Origin of the sequence: Vibrio rotiferianus, from assembly GCF_002214395.1 — a bacterium.
Classification (GTDB): Bacteria; Pseudomonadota; Gammaproteobacteria; order Enterobacterales; family Vibrionaceae; genus Vibrio; species Vibrio rotiferianus.
In genome coordinates this window covers 439,408-458,432 of the sequence record NZ_CP018312.1, presented here as the reverse complement: position 1 = coordinate 458,432, position 19,025 = coordinate 439,408, and the positions used below count along the sequence as shown (strand labels likewise).

The 19,025-nt window shown below is 45.7% G+C and carries 11 protein-coding genes; all 11 read left to right on the top strand.

The annotated features are described in order from the left end of the window. Window positions 1-189 precede the first annotated feature (189 nt). Complete coding sequence (locus BSZ04_RS11210) at window positions 190-3,576, top strand: response regulator (protein ID WP_010450108.1); 3,387 nt, start codon at window positions 190-192, stop codon at window positions 3,574-3,576. A gap of 847 nt (window positions 3,577-4,423) precedes the next feature. Beyond that, the gene (locus BSZ04_RS11205; protein WP_010450110.1) at window positions 4,424-6,106 is read left to right on the top strand and encodes an ABC transporter substrate-binding protein; all 1,683 of its coding nucleotides are present in this window, start codon (window positions 4,424-4,426) and stop codon (window positions 6,104-6,106) included. A gap of 171 nt (window positions 6,107-6,277) precedes the next feature. After that, on the top strand, window positions 6,278-7,264 hold the full coding sequence (locus tag BSZ04_RS11200) for an ABC transporter permease (RefSeq protein WP_010450112.1): 987 nt from the start codon (window positions 6,278-6,280) through the stop codon (window positions 7,262-7,264). 2 nt (window positions 7,265-7,266) lie between these two features. Further along, window positions 7,267-8,292 carry an ABC transporter permease gene (locus BSZ04_RS11195; protein ID WP_010450114.1) on the top strand — a complete coding sequence of 342 codons (1,026 nt, stop codon included), beginning with the start codon at window positions 7,267-7,269 and terminating at the stop codon, window positions 8,290-8,292. Between the two features lie 2 nt (window positions 8,293-8,294). Further along, entirely contained in the window at window positions 8,295-9,278 is a 984-nt protein-coding gene (locus BSZ04_RS11190; RefSeq protein ID WP_010450116.1) for an ABC transporter ATP-binding protein, read from the top strand. Between the two features lie 48 nt (window positions 9,279-9,326). After that, complete coding sequence (locus BSZ04_RS11185; protein WP_010450118.1) at window positions 9,327-10,322, top strand: ABC transporter ATP-binding protein; 996 nt, start codon at window positions 9,327-9,329, stop codon at window positions 10,320-10,322. A 70-nt stretch (window positions 10,323-10,392) separates the two neighbouring features. After that, a complete protein-coding gene (locus tag BSZ04_RS11180; protein ID WP_088880409.1) occupies window positions 10,393-12,132 on the top strand; it encodes a glycoside hydrolase family 9 protein in 1,740 nt (579 codons plus the stop codon). Between the two features lie 2 nt (window positions 12,133-12,134). Further along, window positions 12,135-13,025: a glucosamine kinase nucleotide-binding domain-containing protein gene (locus BSZ04_RS11175; RefSeq protein WP_010450122.1), complete on the top strand. Its 891-nt coding sequence runs from the start codon at window positions 12,135-12,137 to the stop codon at window positions 13,023-13,025. Between the two features lie 8 nt (window positions 13,026-13,033). Further along, window positions 13,034-14,953 (top strand): beta-N-acetylhexosaminidase, encoded by a 1,920-nt coding sequence (locus tag BSZ04_RS11170; protein ID WP_088880408.1) that lies wholly within the window; start codon window positions 13,034-13,036, stop codon window positions 14,951-14,953. A gap of 86 nt (window positions 14,954-15,039) precedes the next feature. Further along, window positions 15,040-17,448: a glycoside hydrolase family 94 protein gene (locus tag BSZ04_RS11165; RefSeq protein WP_088880407.1), complete on the top strand. Its 2,409-nt coding sequence runs from the start codon at window positions 15,040-15,042 to the stop codon at window positions 17,446-17,448. A gap of 125 nt (window positions 17,449-17,573) precedes the next feature. Continuing rightward, window positions 17,574-18,986, top strand: coding sequence for a phosphoglucomutase/phosphomannomutase family protein (locus BSZ04_RS11160; RefSeq protein WP_088880406.1), 1,413 nt, complete (start codon window positions 17,574-17,576; stop codon window positions 18,984-18,986). Window positions 18,987-19,025: the final 39 nt, after the last annotated feature.

Genomic DNA, 19,025 nt, shown 5'->3' with positions numbered 1-19,025 from the left:
CACACATTAGTTGCCTCTCCCGCGAAAATTTGCGTTGTTCAGCACGGTTTACAACCAACTTTCTTGTCAAAGAAAAAAAACTCGTTAATTTTGTTAATTCTAACGAATTAACTTCTTATCCGTTTTTAACGAGAACCAAGGTAAGTCTTATCTTCAACAACTTACCGATTTATGAGTTGTAACCATCCCATGTTTAAGTTTTACAAAAAGCAGAAATTTAAGCGACTGCAGAATACTCTCATGACCGCATTTCTGGTCTTAAGTATTACGCCTTTGACGATCACTGCGATTTTCTTCCTACAATCACACAGTAAAGATTTACAAGAACAGAGTACATCTCATCTTCTCTCTGTCCGTGATACTAAGCAGCAGCAAATCTTAGATTATTTTGCAGCCCAAGAAACCGAAGTCATGGGCTTTGTTCGTTCTGAGCTCGCATACGCGAGCGGCGGACGCTTCTATGGTCTCGTGAATGCATTTAATCGCTTGGGTCAAAGTGAAGAAGAATCTCGTGAAAATGCACAGCAACGCTACATAAAAGGTAGTGGTGATCAGATAAAAACGTCGATTTTACCCGAATCTTCCAATTACGTAGGTAGTGAGCGTTATCGACTACTACATAAACGTTATCACTGGGCATACCTAGAGCTGCTTAAACGTTCTGACTTCAACGACATTCTATTGGTCGATATTGACGGCAACGTGACGTATTCAATCAACAAAGATGACAACTACGGTACCAACCTACTAACAGGACGCTATAAAGATGCGGCTTTAGGCAGAACATTCAAGCGTCTATCTGAAGATGTAAGTGCTCGCCGTAAAGTCAATGAAGACTATACGCCAGTTGTTATTTCAGACTTTGACGTAGAAAACGGTAAACAAGTTGCTTGGCTTGGCGCTCCAATTATCCAACAAGGCTACCTACACAGCTATGCAATGTTCCGCCTACCGAGTAACGGGATCACCAAATTAATAGCGGAGATCAACCGTGACACACCTATCGAAACTCTTTTAGTTGGGTCTGATCATAAACCAAGGACAATCAACACCAAAAGTAACGAAATTAACAATAGCTTAATTGTGGTTGATAAGGCGCTACAAGGTGAAACTAGCGTAGAAACCTACACCAATGGAGTGGGTGAAGATATCATGGCTGCATTTGCGCCAATCAGCAATCGAGGGATTACTTGGGCGCTAGTTGTTCAATTGCCAGAAAAACTCGCCTTTGCTCGCGTGCATCAATTAGAAAAGTTGTTTGTTATCGCGATGTTTATCGCCATTATTCTAGTGATTATTGCATCGCACTACCTATCTAACTTCATCACATCCCCTTTACTTAAGCTGACTTGGGCAGCAGAGAAAGTATCCGCTGGTGATCTAGATGAAACGACTTTTAATACTGAACGAAAAGACGAAATCGGTCGCCTGGCAATCAGCTTCGAACGAATGCAGCGCTCTATCCGCGAAAAAATCCAGACGATTAAACAACAAAATGCCGAACTAGAGAGCAACATTAAACTCATTCAAAAGCAAAATGAGGATTTGCAGCTCGCTGATAAGCTCAAAGATGAATTCCTTGCCACCACTTCTCACGAGTTAAGAACACCATTACATGGGATGGTTGGCATTGCCGAGACATTAGTTTCTGGCGCGAACGGAGTCATTCCCGCGAGCCAGAAATACCAGCTCGATATCATTATTAAAAGTGGCCAACGACTCGCCAGCCTAGTTGACGACCTACTTGATTACCATAAGATGCGCTACGGCAGTATGGATATTCAAAAATCTGCCGTTAACTTACCAAGTGCTACGCAACTGGTTCTTGAGCTGTCTAGCCACTTGTTAGGCAACAAAACGATTCGGATTATCAATCAAGTTCCTAGTGATCTTGTTCCAGTATCGGCCGACCCTCAGCGCTTAGAACAAGTTCTCTATAACCTTATTGGCAATGCGATTAAGTACACATCTGAAGGTAAAATTGTTATTTCAGCAGGTGTGATAGACGATCACATCCGAGTGCAAGTTGTAGATACAGGACAAGGGATACCAGCGGAGCAATTAGAGCACATCTTTGAACCTCTGATTCAAGCAGGCCAAGACTCCACCCGATACCGCCAAGGTGCTGGGCTCGGCCTATCGATCAGCCGTCAATTGATTGAACTGATGGGCGGCTCTCTCTACGTAAGTAGCCAACCGATGGTTGGTACTACATTTAGTTTCACGCTACCTGTAGCAAGTGAAGATGAGATCTCTCTGACTCAAAACCTTTCAGTTCGTGGCCATTTCCAGGTGCCAGAAAACGGAGTCGAAGTAAATGAGGAGCCTTCACTTCCGGAGAACCCGGACGGTCCACTACTGTATGTTGCTGATGATGAGCCTGTAAACCTACGTGTGCTAGAAAGCTTCTTACGCCTTGAAGGCTACCGAGTAAGAACGGTAACCGATGGTCCAGAAACACTAGAGCTTGTTGAGAAAGAAAAACCTGAGCTGTTATTGCTTGATATCATGATGCCTGGAATGAGTGGCTACCAAGTTTGTAGCGAACTACGTAAACACTACGATCATGCCGAACTTCCCGTCATTATGCTCACTGCACTCAATCAAACTGAAGATCGTGTTCGAGGATTTGAAGCTGGCGCGAATGACTATTTATCCAAGCCATTCAATAAGCATGAACTAGCAGCAAGGATTCAAGCACATTTAACCGCAAGTAAGGCAGAGCAACGTCGAATCGAGAATAAGCAGCTTGAGAGTGAACTAAAGCAACGCGCTCAAGTAGAAGCTAGCTTGCTAGAAACTCAAGGGCGACTTTTAGAGCAACTAGAGTCCGCTCCTGAAGCGATCATATGTTTACGGGAAGACCAACGAATTCGATTTGCGAATGAGGCTGCCTGCAAACTGTTTAAGCGCAGCCTAGAACAGTTGCGACGCTCATCTGCAGACGAGCTTATCGCCCCTAAATATTTGACCGTTAAACAGCCTCATTACTGCGGAAAAATTGATATTTATGTTGAAGATGTTCGCCAAAATATTGAAGCGGATATCCTCAAGCTTCCTGAAGGTTCAGGCCTCGATGTTATGTATATCTTTAACGTTGGAGGGGGGGCAAGCGCGACTCGAATTTACAATCTGGAAACGGCTGTAGAAGTATTGTCTAGCTATGCATTTGATGGTGATAAAGACCAACTACAAAAGCTGAAGGAACTGGGTGGCGAGTTTACACGCCTAGCTGATAAAGCGCTGGGTAACAAGAAGGATAAGCAGGATCTAATGCGGGAAATACTGGTTGATACCATGATTCACGCCCTAGATTACTGGGAGTCTGCTACTGGAGAGAGTAAATTTGCTTTTGCGGAACAAAGCGGCCTTTGGCGAGTGTACTTAGACAGAAGCACCCTCCAAACACGAACCTTAGATAAATACCTACGTATCGAGACGCTACCTAAGACTCCTCGTTGGCGAACTGTACTAAGCTCTATAGAGTTTATTCTTGAGCATTGTAAAGAACAAAGCCCCGATCGTAGCCACATTGAAGCACAGCGCGATAAACTGCAGAGGTTACTCACTAGCTAGCCAATTTATTAAATAGCCCCACCAGCCCGGTGGGGCTTTTTTTTCACCCAGTGCAAGTTAACTAGGCACTCCATAGCTCTGGCTCCTATCACTCCCCAACTCAGGTAATCAAAGTACCTTGGCCAAGCCACAACCTTGAGATTATTCAAGTCGGCACCAAACGTAGGTGCCAACAGGTGCAGCCAAAAACATTGGAAGCAAGATAACAGAACTCATTTTCAATGAGCTATCTTACGCTATTTTTATCACCTTCATTTTCTACTGATTTACCATTTTTTATCTTGCAAAATACACCTCAATCACACTTCATTTCTCGTATAAAAAAAGCATGTTCAGCTGCTTTCTTTCGCTTACAAAAACAGCCATTTTCACTCCAATCAGGCTAATAAGACCAACAATTGATGTAGATTGAGACGTCAATCACAACAGAACGGCAGATTAAATTTCACCTAATAAATTAACGTCATTTTACGCTGTGAGCCAGATCTCCAATGTAATCAAAAGGCAAAAACCCCTGCATTTAAAAATGACCACAGGTTAGCAATCACTAACATGACAAATTTAACCCCATATAAACTGCGAGGCATATCAATGTTCAAAAAATACGCTCAGAGAGCAAAATTAAATCAGAAATGACGTTTATAACGGAGATTTGATGTGTTTTAACGTTTTTAACGGGAATCGAGTTTGATTATTTAGTAGATAAGGTGTTTTCTTAGTCCTGCCTAAGGCCTACAGGCCACTCTAGAACTCAGTTGTAATGACAGAGGTAGGCCTTAGAGAGTGTTTATCAATTGATGACATTCAATTCCATTAGTGAAATGAAAGCAAATAGTAAGGAACAGCTATGCTTGCCAATATTAAAAAAACAGCACTAGCAACAGCAATTATTGCCACTGCTACTACAGGTTTCGCATCAGTAGCAACAGCAGCTGAACGTAGTGAGCTGACTATCCACCCTAAAGAGTTTACAACTTTTGTTCGTAACTTTAACCCGTTCTTGGGTGCAACTAACCTGCACACAACAACAGACTTCATCTATGAGCCATTGGTAGTTTTCAACGAAATGCATGGTAACACGCCTGTATTCCGTCTAGCAGAAAACTTCAAAATGGCCGATGACCTAATGAGCGTAACTTTCGATATTCGTAAAGGCGTGAAGTGGTCTGACGGTAAAGCATTTACTGCTGACGATGTTGTTTACTCATTCAACCTAGTAAAAGAAAAACCTGAACTAGACCAGTCTGGTATCAACTCTTGGGTTACTGGCGTTGAAAAAGTTAACGATTACCAAGTGAAGTTCCGTCTAAGTGAAGCGAACTCAAACGTTCCTTACGAAATCGCGAAAGTACCAGTTGTACCGAAGCACGTATGGAGCAAAGTGAAAGATCCATCAACATTCACTAACGAAAACCCAGTAGGTACTGGTCCATTCACAGAGATCGATACTTTCACTCCTCAGCTATACATCCAGTGTGAAAACCCGAACTACTGGGATGCAGCTAACCTAGATGTAGACTGTCTACGTGTTCCTCAAATTGCGAACAACGACCAGTTCCTAGGTAAGATTGTTAACGGCGAAATGGACTGGACGTCTTCATTCGTTCCTGATATTGACCGTACTTACGCTGCAGCAAGCCCTAGCCACCACTACTGGTACCCGCCTTCAGGCACTCAAGCGTTTGTTGTGAACTTCAAGAACCCAGACGCAGCTAAAAATGAAGCGCTAACAAACGTTGATTTCCGTCGTGCATTCTCTATGGCACTTGACCGTCAAACTATTATCGATATCGCATTCTACGGCGGCGGTACAGTGAATGACTTCGCATCTGGTCTAGGCTACGCATTCGAAGCATGGTCTGACGAAGCAACACACAACAAGTACAAAGGCTACAACACGTACAATGTTGAAGGTGCTAAGAAGCTTCTATCAAAAGCTGGCTTTAAAGACGTAAACAAAGACGGTTTCGTTGATACTCCATCAGGCAAGTCTTTTGAACTTCTAATTCAATCTCCAAACGGTTGGACAGACTTCAACAACACAGTACAGCTAGCAGTTGAACAACTAGCTGAAGTAGGCATCAAAGCTCGTGCTCGTACACCAGATTTCTCTGTGTACAACCAAGCGATGCTAGAAGGTACTTACGACGTGGCGTACACCAACTACTTCCACGGTGCAGATCCACACTTGTACTGGGATAGCGGCTACAACTCTAAACTGCAATCTGGTGACGGTATGCCTCGCTTCGCGATGCACTTCTACAAGAACGAGAAACTAGATGGTCTACTTAACAGCTTCTACAAAACAGCTGATAAGCAGAAACAGCTAGAGATTGCTCACGGTATTCAGCAAATCATCGCTCAAGACCAAGTAACTATCCCTGTGATGTCTGGTGCTTACATGTACCAATACAACACAACTCGCTTCACTGGTTGGTGGAACGAAGAAAATCCTAAGGGCCGTCCAAACATTTGGGCTGGTATCCCAGAGCGTCTACTTCACGTACTGGACCTAAAACCAGTTAAATAAGTAGAAGTTCATTCCTCGCGGCACACCTTCCGTGTGCCGCCTATAAAAAATCCCCTCGTGACCAAAGCAACATATGGCGCTCGTCGTCAGGGGATTTTTCGCTCTAAATTTCGCTAGGAGCGACCTGAAACCAGAAACAGGGAAAAAATCTGGGTGAGTAAGGTGTGAGTTATGGGTTATTTTTTAAGACGTTTGTCGTTCTATCTTGTCGCGCTCTTGGTTGCAGCGACGTTAAACTTCATTATTCCGCGAGCAATGCCTGGTGACCCAGTTACCATGATGTTCGCTAACGCTTCAGTACAGGTTACGCCAGAAAGAATCGCAGCAATGAAAGAGTTGCTAGGTTTCGTTGATGGTCCTATTTACATTCAATACCTGTCATACATCAAAAACATTCTAAGCTGGGAGCTAGGTACTTCTATTCAGTTTTACCCGCTTTCAGTTAACAGCCTACTAGGTAGTGCATTCGGCTGGTCTCTATTTCTTGCTGGTACTGCAGTAGTACTTTCGTTCTCGATTGCCTCTATACTAGGTATCTTCGCGGCATGGAAACGTGGCAGCAAATATGATGCTTTCGTTACGCCAGGCACACTGATTGTTCAAGCGATTCCACAAATGGTTATCGCAATGCTAGCGCTATTTACTTTCTCAATCGGTCTGAAATGGTTCCCATCAGGTTACGCTTACACTCCAGGTACTATTCCAGATTGGACTAGCTGGGAGTTCCTAAAAGACGTTGGTTACCACGCAATCCTACCATTATTCTGTGCAACGATTGTTCAGATTGGTGGCTTCCTGGTAAACATGCGTAACAACATGATCAACCTTCTTGCTGAAGATTACATCACAATGGCAAAAGGTAAGGGTCTGAGCGAAAACCGCGTAGTATTCAATTACGCTGCACGTAACGCTCTTCTACCAAGTGTGACAGCACTTTCCATGTCACTAGGTATGGCGATTGGTGGTCAGCTAATTATCGAGATGATCTTCAACTACCCTGGTCTAGGTACCGTTCTTCTAAACGCAATTCACGCACGTGACTACCAAGTACTTCAAGGTCAGCTAATCATCATGACCATGTTCATGCTGTGCTTCAACTTAATGGCTGACATGCTGTACATGATTCTAGATCCTCGCCTACGTAAGGGAGGCAAATAATCATGAAAGATCTATTCAAACTAATTCTGGGCAACCCGTTCGCACGTATTGGCCTAGGTATCGTAACTGTGTTCCTGTTCGTGGCAATTGCCGCACCATTAATTACCAAGCATGCTCCTGACAAACGTACAGGTAATCCACATGAGTACCCGGGCTTTGTTGTGAAGCAGGCGCAGAATAACCCTGATGGTTGGGTCGCGAAAAACCTTGCTGATGACCGTCGCACACTGATCATGTCTAAGAAGGCTGACCATGTTATGGGTACAACTCGTATGGGTCGTGATGTTTGGTCTCAAGTGGCTTACGGTGCTCGAGTATCGCTAGGTGTTGGCTTTGGCGCAGGCATTATTGTGTGTTTCTTAGCAACGGTAATCGGTATCTCAGCTGGCTACTTTGGTGGTCGTGTCGATGACATTTTGAGTGCAGCAATGAACATCATGCTGGTAATTCCTCAGTACCCACTATTGTTCGTACTTGCTGCTTTCATTGGGGAGGCAGGCCCGCTCACCATTGCCTTGATCATCGCTGGTACCTCCTGGGCTTGGGGCGCCCGTGTCGTTCGCTCTCAGACGATGGCACTGCGCGAGAAAGAGTTTGTGAAAGCCGCTGAAGTACTGGGTGAATCGTCGTTCCGTATTATCTTCGTTGAGATTTTGCCAAACCTTATCCCTATCGTGGGCGCAAGCTTCATCGGTTCGGTAATGCTAGCAATCAACACAGAAGCGGTAATCTCGTTCCTAGGTCTAGGCGATGCAAATACTATCAGCTGGGGCATCATGCTGTACAACGTACAGACTTCGTCTGCAATGCTTATCGGCGCATGGTGGGAAGTACTAGCTCCTTGTATTGCACTGACTCTACTGGTTACAGGTCTTGCTCTACTGAACTTCGCAGTAGATGAAATTGCTAACCCTCAGCTTCGTTCTCACAAAGGCATGAAGCGTTGGAAGAAATTGGCAGCACAAGACAAGAAAGAACGTGAGCCAGAATTGGCACCACAAAATGCACTATGGAGCGGAGATAAATAATCATGACTGCACCACTAATTTCTATCCGTAACCTATGCGTAGACTACATTACAGACGCGGGCGATGTCCGCGCCTGTAACAACGTCAGCTTTGATATTGCACCAGGCGAAGTATTCGGCCTAGCCGGTGAATCAGGCTGTGGTAAATCAACCGTTGCATTCTCGCTAATGCGCCTTCATAAGCCGCCAGCGTTTATCACAGGTGGTGAGGTTATCTTCAACGGTGAAGATATCCTCAAATACAGCGATGACCGCATGCAAGCCTTCCGCTGGAGCGAGATGTCGATGGTATTTCAAAGCGCAATGAACGCTTTGAACCCAGTTCTTACTATGGAAGAGCAGTTCTGTGATGTAATCATGCGTCATACCAATATGACTCGTGCTCAAGCGAAAGTTCGCGCTGAAGGTTTATTGGAAATCGTAGATATCCACCCTAGCCGTCTAAACGATTACCCGCACCAGTTCTCTGGTGGTATGCGTCAGCGTCTGGTTATTGCTATTGCTTTGGCTCTGAATCCAAAAATGATCATCATGGATGAACCAACGACGGCACTAGACGTAGTGGTTCAGCGTGAGATTCTGCAGAAGATCTATGCACTTAAAGAAGAGTTTGGCTTCTCCATTTTGTTCATCACCCATGACTTGTCATTGATGGTCGAGTTCTCTGACCGCATCGGCATCATGTACTCGGGTGAACTGATTGAAGTCGCGCCTTCTAAGCAAATTCTGGAAAGTCCTTACCACCCTTACACTAAAGGTTTGGGTAGCTCTTTCCCTCCATTAACTGGTCCTAAAACCAAATTGACTGGTATTCCAGGCAACCCTTTGAACTTACTAGAAGTTCCTCAAGGCTGCCGCTTCCAAGCTCGTTGCGAACGCGTCCACGAAGCTTGTACTCGAGTACCAACTCAGCTGCGTCAAATTGAACCTGGTCGTTTCTCAAACTGCCACTTATACGGCGATCCGATTGCTCAAGCCAAGGTTTAACAACAAAAAATAACGCTAGCTAAGAACAAAATTACACTGGAGAGAATTATGAGCAAACAACTCGGCGAACTGCTGATTGAAGGTAAAAATGTCGTTAAGGACTTCCCTTTAAACAGTAACTCAATCAAGCAGTCTAAGATGCGTGCTATCAACGACGTATCATTCAAAATGTACAAAAGCCGCGGTTTGTCAGTAGTAGGTGAATCTGGTTCAGGTAAATCTACTACCGCAAAAATGATTGCGAAAATGTACGCCCCGACCGATGGCATCATCGAGTACAAAGGTCGCGATATTCAAGATATCACGTCTAAGCACGATTTGATGACCTACCGTGAAGGCGTACAAATGGTATGGCAAGACCCGTTTGGCTCGCTAAACCCAACACACAACATCTTCCACCATATCGCTCGTCCATTGCTTATCCACAAAAAGATAGCTCCGGGCAACAAGAAAGAACTGGAAGAGCGTGTATACGACCTATTGGAACAAGTTGGTCTGATCCCACCAAAAGAGACCGCACAAAAGTTCCCTCATCAGCTATCTGGTGGTCAGCGTCAACGTGTTAACTTGGCACGTAACATCGCAGTGGGTGCAGAAGTGGTTCTAGCAGATGAACCTACGTCAATGCTAGACGTATCAATTCGTGCAGGTGTACTTAACCTGATGGAAGAAATGAAGTTTGAGAAGCAAATGTCTCTGCTTTACATCACTCACGATATCGCAACAGCGCGTTACATCGCTGAAGATCTCGCAGTTATGTATGTAGGCCACATGGTTGAATGGGGCGATACCGAGGAAATCATTCACGATCCGCAACACCCATATACACAGTTGTTGGTTTCAGCGGTACCCGATCCATCGAAGTCAATTCACGAGAAGTTGAAAGGCAACAAAGGTGAGATCCCTCTTTGGACACCTGAGTCTGTAGGTTGTCCATTTGCAGGACGCTGTGTTCATGCAACAGAAAAATGTCGTGAGCGACTGCCTGGTGTGACGCAACTGTCCGATAACCACTTTGTTCGTTGTTACTTATTCGAAGATTAATCATAACGAGGGTCAGGTATCAACCTGACCCCTTTTTCCATTTTATTTTATTGTTTCCCGGAGAAATCGAATGCTGCTACTGACTAACCACATTGGTTACGAGCGCCTGGGCCCTAAGAAAGCGATCATCCAGACGAGCCGACCACGTCTGTCTTCTTACACAGCTTTACTCGTATGCGCAGATAGCCACCAGACGGTCGCAACTCTGACAGTAGAGAAGCAAGGCAAAGTAGCAAACTGGCATCAAGGTCATTTCTACCTTATCGACTTTTCCTCATTTAATACTCCAGGGCACTATTACCTTCGTTTCGATCATTTACGCTCGTCTCACTTTGAGATCGGTGAACATATTCTTCTCGATTGCACGCTGTCTGATGTGATCCACTACTTTAAATCTCAACGTTGTGGTGGCATTTTCGATCAACAAGATCGTCAAGCACCACTGCTTAATTCAAATGAAACCGCTGATGTTCACGGCGGTTGGTATGATGCATCGGGTGACGTCAGCAAATATCTGAGCCATTTGTCATACGCGAACTATCTGAACCCACAACAAACACCAATGGTGGTGTGGAATATATTGAAAGGTTTGTCTCTGCTTGAAGGCAACGACAAACTGGCTAAATTCACTGCTACTCGCCTTCTCGAAGAAGCACTATTCGGCGCTGATTTCCTTGTTCGTATGCAAAACGAAAAAGGCTTCTTCTACATGACGGTGTTCGACAAGTGGAGTAAAGACACAGCGCAACGCGAGATCTGTGCCTACGAGACCCAGCTCGGTCATAAATTTGATGATTACCAAGCGGGCTACCGACAAGGCGCTGGTGTCTGCATTGCTGCACTAGCGGCAGCAGCACGTTTAGATGTTCACGGTGAATTCGACCAACAAAAATACCGTAATGCTGCAGAAAACGGTTACTGGCACCTAAAAGAACACAACACCCAATACTTGAATGATGGTGAAGAAAACATCATCGATGAGTACTGCGCGCTGCTTGCCGCAGTGGAGCTATTCAAGACGACGAAAGAAACGCGCTACTTAGAAGAAAGCCGCTTGTGGGCCAACCGTCTTTCAGCTCGTCAAATGAGTGATGAGCACATTCAACACTTCTGGTCAGCCAATCAAGATGGTAGCCGCCCTTATTTCCATGCGGCAGAAGCCGGGCTTCCTGTTATCGCGCTATGTGAGTACTTATCAATTGAAGACGACTCTGAGCGCGCATCACCAGTAAAACAAACCATCAACAGAGCGTGTGAATTTGAAGTCTCTATCACCAACAAAGTAACCAACCCATTTGGCTACCCTCGACAATACGTAAAAGGTGTGGATGAGGCCAAACGTGATGCGTTCTTTGTGGCACACAACAACGAATCCGGTTACTGGTGGCAAGGTGAAAATGCCCGCCTGGGTTCACTGGCAACCATGGCTTACGTGGCGCAACCTTTCATCGAGTCAGAAACTCTACAGCAGCAGCTTTCAAAACTGGCACAAGACTCTATGAACTGGATTGTTGGCTTAAACCCGTACGACATGTGCATGTTAGACGGTCACGGCCGCAATAACCCTGATTACCTTCCGCAATACGGTTTCTTCAACGCAAAAGGTGGCGTATGTAACGGCATTACTGGCGGCTTTGAAGATGAGGAAGACATTGCATTTAATCCACCAGCACAGAAAGACGACATGCTTCAAAACTGGCGCTGGGGAGAACAATGGATCCCACATGGTGCTTGGTATCTACTCGCCGTAATGAGTCAGGCTCAGCACATCTCAACTTTAGCGAACTCTCAAGCATTCAAGGAACAATAAACATGGGGATGTATTTTGTAGGTATTGATGGCGGTGGCACTTCATGTCGCGCCCGTATCAAAGACGCGCAAGGCAACTTCATTGGCGAAGCAAAAAGTGGTAGTGCCAACATTATGTTGGGAGCAGAAGTCGCAATGGCATCGATTCTTGAATCTATTGCTTCGGCAGCACAGCAAGGCGGCCTAACCCAACAAGACTTTGCCTCTATGCACGTAGGTTTAGCGCTTGCAGGAGCTGAGCATAAAACCTCTTGGCAATCTTTTATGGCTTTAGAACATCCTTTTGCCAGTATGACACTCAATACTGACGCATACGGTGCTTGTATCGGTGCACACAATGGTGAAGATGGCGCGATCATGATTGCAGGAACAGGTTCTTGCGGCATTTTCCTCAAAGGCCTTGAGCAACACGTTGTTGGCGGTCGTGAGTTCCCAATATCCGATCAAGGCGGCGGTGCCGTAATGGGTCTACGCCTAATTCAGCAAGTCTTGCTAGCAGAAGATGGCATCCGAGAAAAAACACCTCTGGCCGCGCACGTCATGGCTCATTTTGAAAATGACGTCGACAACGTGGTGGCATGGTCTAAGCAAGCTCTGCCTCGCGATTACGGCCAGTTCTCTCCAGCAATTTTCCAACATGCAGAACAAGGTGATGCACTGGCGATTGAAATGCTAAAGCAAACCGCAGCGGACATAGAAATGTTCTTAGTTGCTTTGAATAAGCGCGGCGCAACTCGTATTTGCTTGATGGGTAGCATTGCTGAGCGAATTCTGCACTGGCTATCTCCACCAGTACAACAATGGGTGGTAGAGCCTCAGTTTGATGCGATTGAAGGGGCAATTATGTTTGCTGGCAAGCCAGAACATAACCTTTACTCGGTGAGTGTTGAGTAGGAGTGAACATGGAATATCGTGTTGATTTAGTGGTCCTTTCTGAGCAAAAACAAAACTGCCGTTTCGGACTCACCTTTCATAACTTGAGCGATCAGGACCTAAACAACTGGAGTCTGACCTTCGCATTTGATCGCTACATACTTCCAGATAGTGTTTCAAATGGTCAACTTACACAGATTGGTAGCTTTTGCACACTCAACCCTGAGGGTATGGTGCTGGCTGCCAACCATCACTACTACTGTGAATTTAGCATTGGCTCTAACCCATTCCGTTACTACTCGGATGGTTTTAATGAAGCGATAATCGACTTTATGGTAGATGGTCAACCTCAACGTGCTCAAGTCGATGTCACCCCTATCGTTTTAGCTTCACCTTATCGTGAGCGCAGTGACATTCCAGCAAGCTTAACCCACGCTCAGCCGCTGCTACCGAAACCAAATCATATTGAAGTCAATGAAGGCTACTTTACGCTGACTGAGCAATCTGGTGTTGCAACATATACCGATTTGGCTCAGCCAGCTCAAAATTGGTTCATAGACGAACTTCAGCGCATTCATCAGTTCTCTGTAAAAGAATCAAACAGTGGCAATGTAATATTTAAAGGAAACCCGACTTTAGACGAAGGCGTCTACAAGCTAAAGATATCGGAAGAATCGATTAAGATCGAAGCAGGTTCCACTTCCGGTTTTATACACGCGACAGCGACGTTATTGCAGCTAGTTAAGGCGGGGAGAGAAGCATCCACTCTCGATTTTGTCTGCGTCACAATCAAAGACAGCCCTCGCTTTCGTTACCGCGGCATGATGCTAGATTGTGCTCGTCACTTCCATTCTGTAGAGGAAGTGAAACGCCTCATTAACTTATTGGCACACTACAAGTTTAATACTTTTCACTGGCACCTCACTGACGACGAAGGTTGGCGAATTGAGATTAAATCCTTACCAGAACTAACCAGTATTGGGGCTTGGCGAGGTGTAAATGAAGCGGTTGAACCTCAATATACTCATTTATCTGAGCGTTATGGTGGCTTCTATACCCAAGAAGAAATCAAAGACGTTATTGAGTTTGCAGCGCAACGTAGCATCACGATTATTCCTGAAATTGATGTACCCGGACATTGCCGCGCAGCGATCAAATCTCTGCCGCACCTTTTGGTAGAGAAAGAGGACTCAACAGAATATCGTAGTATCCAGCACTACAACGACAATGTCATCAACCCTGCTCTACCGGGAAGCTACGAGTTTATCGACAAAGTTCTTGAGGAAGTAGCCGCTTTATTCCCAGCTCCTTATGTACATATCGGCGCCGACGAAGTACCTAATGGCGTGTGGTCAAAGAGCCCTGCATGCCAAGCGTTAATGGAGCAATTGGGTTACACCGATTACAAAGAGCTGCAAGGCCACTTCCTACGCCACGCCGAAGACAAGCTGCGCAAGTTGGGCAAACGTATGGTGGGCTGGGAAGAAGCTCAGCACGGCAATAAGGTCAGCAAAGACACCGTGATCTACTCATGGTTAAGCGAAGAAGCAGCACTGAACTGCGCTCGCCAGGGCTTTGATGTGGTGCTACAACCAGCACAAACCACTTACTTAGACATGACTCAAGATTACGCACCAGAAGAGCCAGGTGTGGACTGGGCGAACCCGTTGCCACTAGAGAAAGCCTACAACTACGAGCCGTTAGCAGAAGTACCTGAAGACGACCCAATCAGAAAACGCATTTGGGGCATTCAAACCGCTCTATGGTGCGAAATCATCAACAACCAATCGCGCATGGACTACATGATTTTCCCTCGCCTAACGGCCATGGCTGAAGCATGTTGGACTGAAAAACAACACCGCAATTGGACCGACTATTTATCACGTTTGAAAGGACACCTTCCTCTGCTCGATTTGCAGGGAGTGAATTACCGTAAACCGTGGAAGTAATAACAAGCCAGATGCAACCGCATCACGCTTAAAGAGTTTTTAAATTTTTGGCTGCAGACGCAGCTTAGTAAAAAGGAAATACACAAATGAAATACGGCTATTTCGATAACGAGAATCGCGAATACGTCATCACTCGCCCTGACGTACCAGCACCATGGACAAACTACCTAGGTACTGAGAAGTTCTGTACGGTTATCTCGCACAACGCGGGTGGCTACTCGTTCTACAACTCTCCAGAATACAACCGTGTTACTAAATTCCGTCCTAACGCGACATTCGATCGCCCTGGGCACTACGTTTACCTACGTGATGATGAGACAGGCGATTACTGGTCACTCTCTTGGCAACCAGTTGCAAAAAGTCTAGACGAAGCAAGCTACGAAGTCCGCCATGGCTTGTCTTACTCTAAGTTCAAATGTGAATACAGCGGTATTACCGCAACGAAAACACTGTTCGTGCCAAAAGGCGAAGACGCTGAAATCTGGGATGTAGTAATTAAAAACACTTCAGATAAGCCACGTACGATCAGCGCATTCTCATTTGTTGAGTTCTCATTCAGCCACATTCAGTCTGATAACCAGAACCATCAGATGTCTCTGTATTCTGCGGGTACGTCATACAACGAAGGCGTGATTGAGTACGACCTGTACTACAACACGAACGATTTCGAAGGTTTCTACTACCTAGCTTCAACGTTTGACCCAGATTCATACGACGGCCAACGTGACAGCTTCCTAGGTCTATACCGTGACGAAGCAAACCCGTTAGCGGTAGAACAAGGTAAGTGTTTCAACACTGCACAGACTTGTTACAACCACTGTGGTTCTCTGCATAAGCAATTCACTATTCAACCAGGTGAGGAAGTGCGTTTTGCTTACATTCTAGGTATCGGTAAAGGCAATGGTGACCGTCTACGTGCTAAGTACCAAGACCTTGCAGAAGTAGATAATGCGTTTGCGGGTATCAAAGCACACTGGGATGAGCGTTGTGGCAAGTTCCAAGTGAAATCGCCAAACGAAGGTCTAGACACCATGATCAACGCTTGGACACTATACCAAGCAGAAACTTGTGTGGTGTGGTCTCGTTTTGCTTCGTTCATCGAGGTGGGTGGTCGTACTGGTCTTGGTTACCGCGATACAGCGCAAGATGCAATCTCAGTTCCTCACGCTAACCCAACAATGACGCGCAAACGTATCGTTGACCTACTGCGCGGCCAAGTGAAAGCGGGTTACGGTCTACACCTATTCGATCCAGATTGGTTCGATCCAGAGAAAGCTGACGTTAAACCATCGAAATCTCCAACAGTAGTTCCAACACCTTCTGATGAAGACAAGATCCACGGCATCGAAGACACATGTTCTGATGATCACCTATGGCTAGTTCCAACCATCTGTAAGTACGTGATGGAAACGGGTGAGCACAGTTTCTTTGACGAAGTGATCCCTTACGCAGATGGCGGCGATGCAAGCGTTTATGACCACATGAAAGCAGCGCTAGACTTCTCTGCGGAATACGTAGGTCAAACCGGTATCTGTAAAGGTCTACGCGCAGACTGGAACGACTGTCTAAATCTTGGTGGTGGTGAATCTTCAATGGTGTCGTTCCTACACTTCTGGGCACTGCAAGAGTTCATCGACCTAGCGAAATACCTAGGCAAAGAAGCCGACGTTGAGAAGTACACGGAAATGGCAGCAAACGTTCGTGAAGCGTGTGAAACACACCTTTGGGACGACGAAGGCGGCTGGTACATCCGTGGTCTGACGAAGAATGGCGACAAGATCGGTACAGCGCAACAAGCAGAAGGCCGAGTGCACCTAGAGTCAAACACGCTAGCGGTGCTTTCTGGTGCGGTATCTCAAGAGCGCGGTGAGAAAGCGATGGACGCAGTCGATGAGAACCTGTTCTCTGAATACGGCCTGCACCTAAACTCACCATCATTCGCAACACCAAACGATGACATCGGTTTCGTAACTCGCGTTTACCAAGGCGTAAAAGAGAACGGCGCTATCTTCTCACATCCAAACCCATGGGCTTGGGTAGCAGAAGCAAAATTGGGTCGTGGTGACCGTGCAATGAAATTCTACGATGCACTAAACCCATACAACCAAAACGATATCATCGAAAAACGTATTGCAGAACCATACTCATACGTGCAGTTCATTATGGGTCGTGACCACCAAGACCACGGTCGTGCAAACCACCCGTGGTTAACAGGTACATCTGGCTGGGCTTACTTCGCTGTTACCAACTTTATCCTTGGTGTGCGTACAGGCTTTGATGGTCTGACTATCGATCCATGTATCCCAACTAACTGGCCTGGTTTCGAAGTGACTCGTCAATGGCTAGGTGCAACGTACAACATCAAAGTGGTTAACCCAGACTCAGTAAGCAAAGGCGTTAAGTCGATTACCGTGAACGGTGAAGCAGTAAATGGTTCATCTGTACCAGTTCAAGCGGAAGGTTCAGTAAACGAAGTTATCGTTACTCTAGGTTAATCGTCTTTTAGGGGAGAGCTTCTCCCCTTTTGATTTATCCGATGCACTTGAGTTTGATGAGTGCATCGGTTCGCTAGCAAAGATTTAAGAAGCGGTGGGATGCCGCTCTTATCGAGGATCGAATCATGATCAAATTTGGTACAGGCGGCTGGCGTGCATTTATTGGTGAGGAGTTCACCAAAGATAATGTACGTTTGGTGGCTCAAGCAGTAGCAAACATTACCAACAACGAATCCGCTGCTGATCGCGGCTTTGTGATTGGCTATGACCGTCGTTTTCTTTCTGATAAAGCAGGTCGTTGGTTTGCTGAAGTATTGGCAGCAAACGGTATTGTGGTTAGCTTTATCGACAAGTTTGTCCCTACACCTATCGTGATGTTCAAAGCGAAGGAAATGGGCTGTGCTTACTCTGCATGTATTACCGCATCGCACAACCCAGCCGATTACAACGGCATCAAAGTCTTCATCGAAGGCGGTCGTGACGCAGATGAAATCATCACCCAAAAGATCGAATCACAAATCTCAACCCTAACAGTGAATGACGTGAGAAGCGTCGATTTCGAACAAGCAGTTGAAGACAAGCTGATTCAAATCATCAACCCTATGAACGAGTTTGTTGACTCGATCATCGACTTTATCGACATCGAGGCGATCAAGAAGGCGAATCTACGTGTGTTGATTGACCCAATGTTTGGTGTTGCGAAAAACGCGCTACAGACCGTATTGATCAACGGTCGCTGTGAAGTCGACGTGATCAACGATGGCAAGAACCCAGACTTCGGCGGCTTAATGCCATCACCAAGTGCAGCAACCCTTTACCGCTTGATGCACCTTGTAGAACAAGAAGGCTATGACATTGGTATTGGTACCGATGGCGACGCAGACCGCCTTGGTATTATCGACGAGAAAGGTCACTTCATTCATCCAAATGAAGTGTTACTGCTACTTTACTACTACCTACTTGAATACAAAGGCTGGACAGGTTCCGTGGTACGTAACATCGCAACCACTCACCTGTTGGATAAAGTCGCAGAAGATCACGGCGAGAAGTGCTTTGAGGTTCCAGTGGGCTTTAAGCACATCAGCTCTCAAATGGAAGCTGACGATTCATTGATTGGTGGTGAAAGCTCTGGCGGTCTAACTATTCGCGGTCACATCAAAGGTAAAGACGGCGTATTCGCATCAAGCCTATTGGTAGAAATGATTTCAGTAACTGGCAAGAAGCTGTCTGAGTTGCTGGATGAAATCTACGGTAAGTACGGGTATGCCTACATGGCAGAAGGCGATTGCAAGTTCAAACCGGCGCAAAAAGAAGTACTGTTCAACAAGATTTATGTTGAGAAACAGTTACCTGAATTTGAATTTGAAATCGAAAAAGTCAGCTACGAAGATGGGGCAAAAGTGTACTTCAAAAATGGCGGTTGGATCATCGCTCGTTTCTCAGGTACTGAACCATTGCTACGAATTTTTGCAGAGATGCAAGATAAAGACACTGCAGAACGTGTTCTTCAACAGTTTAAGGACTTTCTGTCCTTATAGCTAAATTGTGTGCCCGCTTCGTGCACACGACCTATAGGT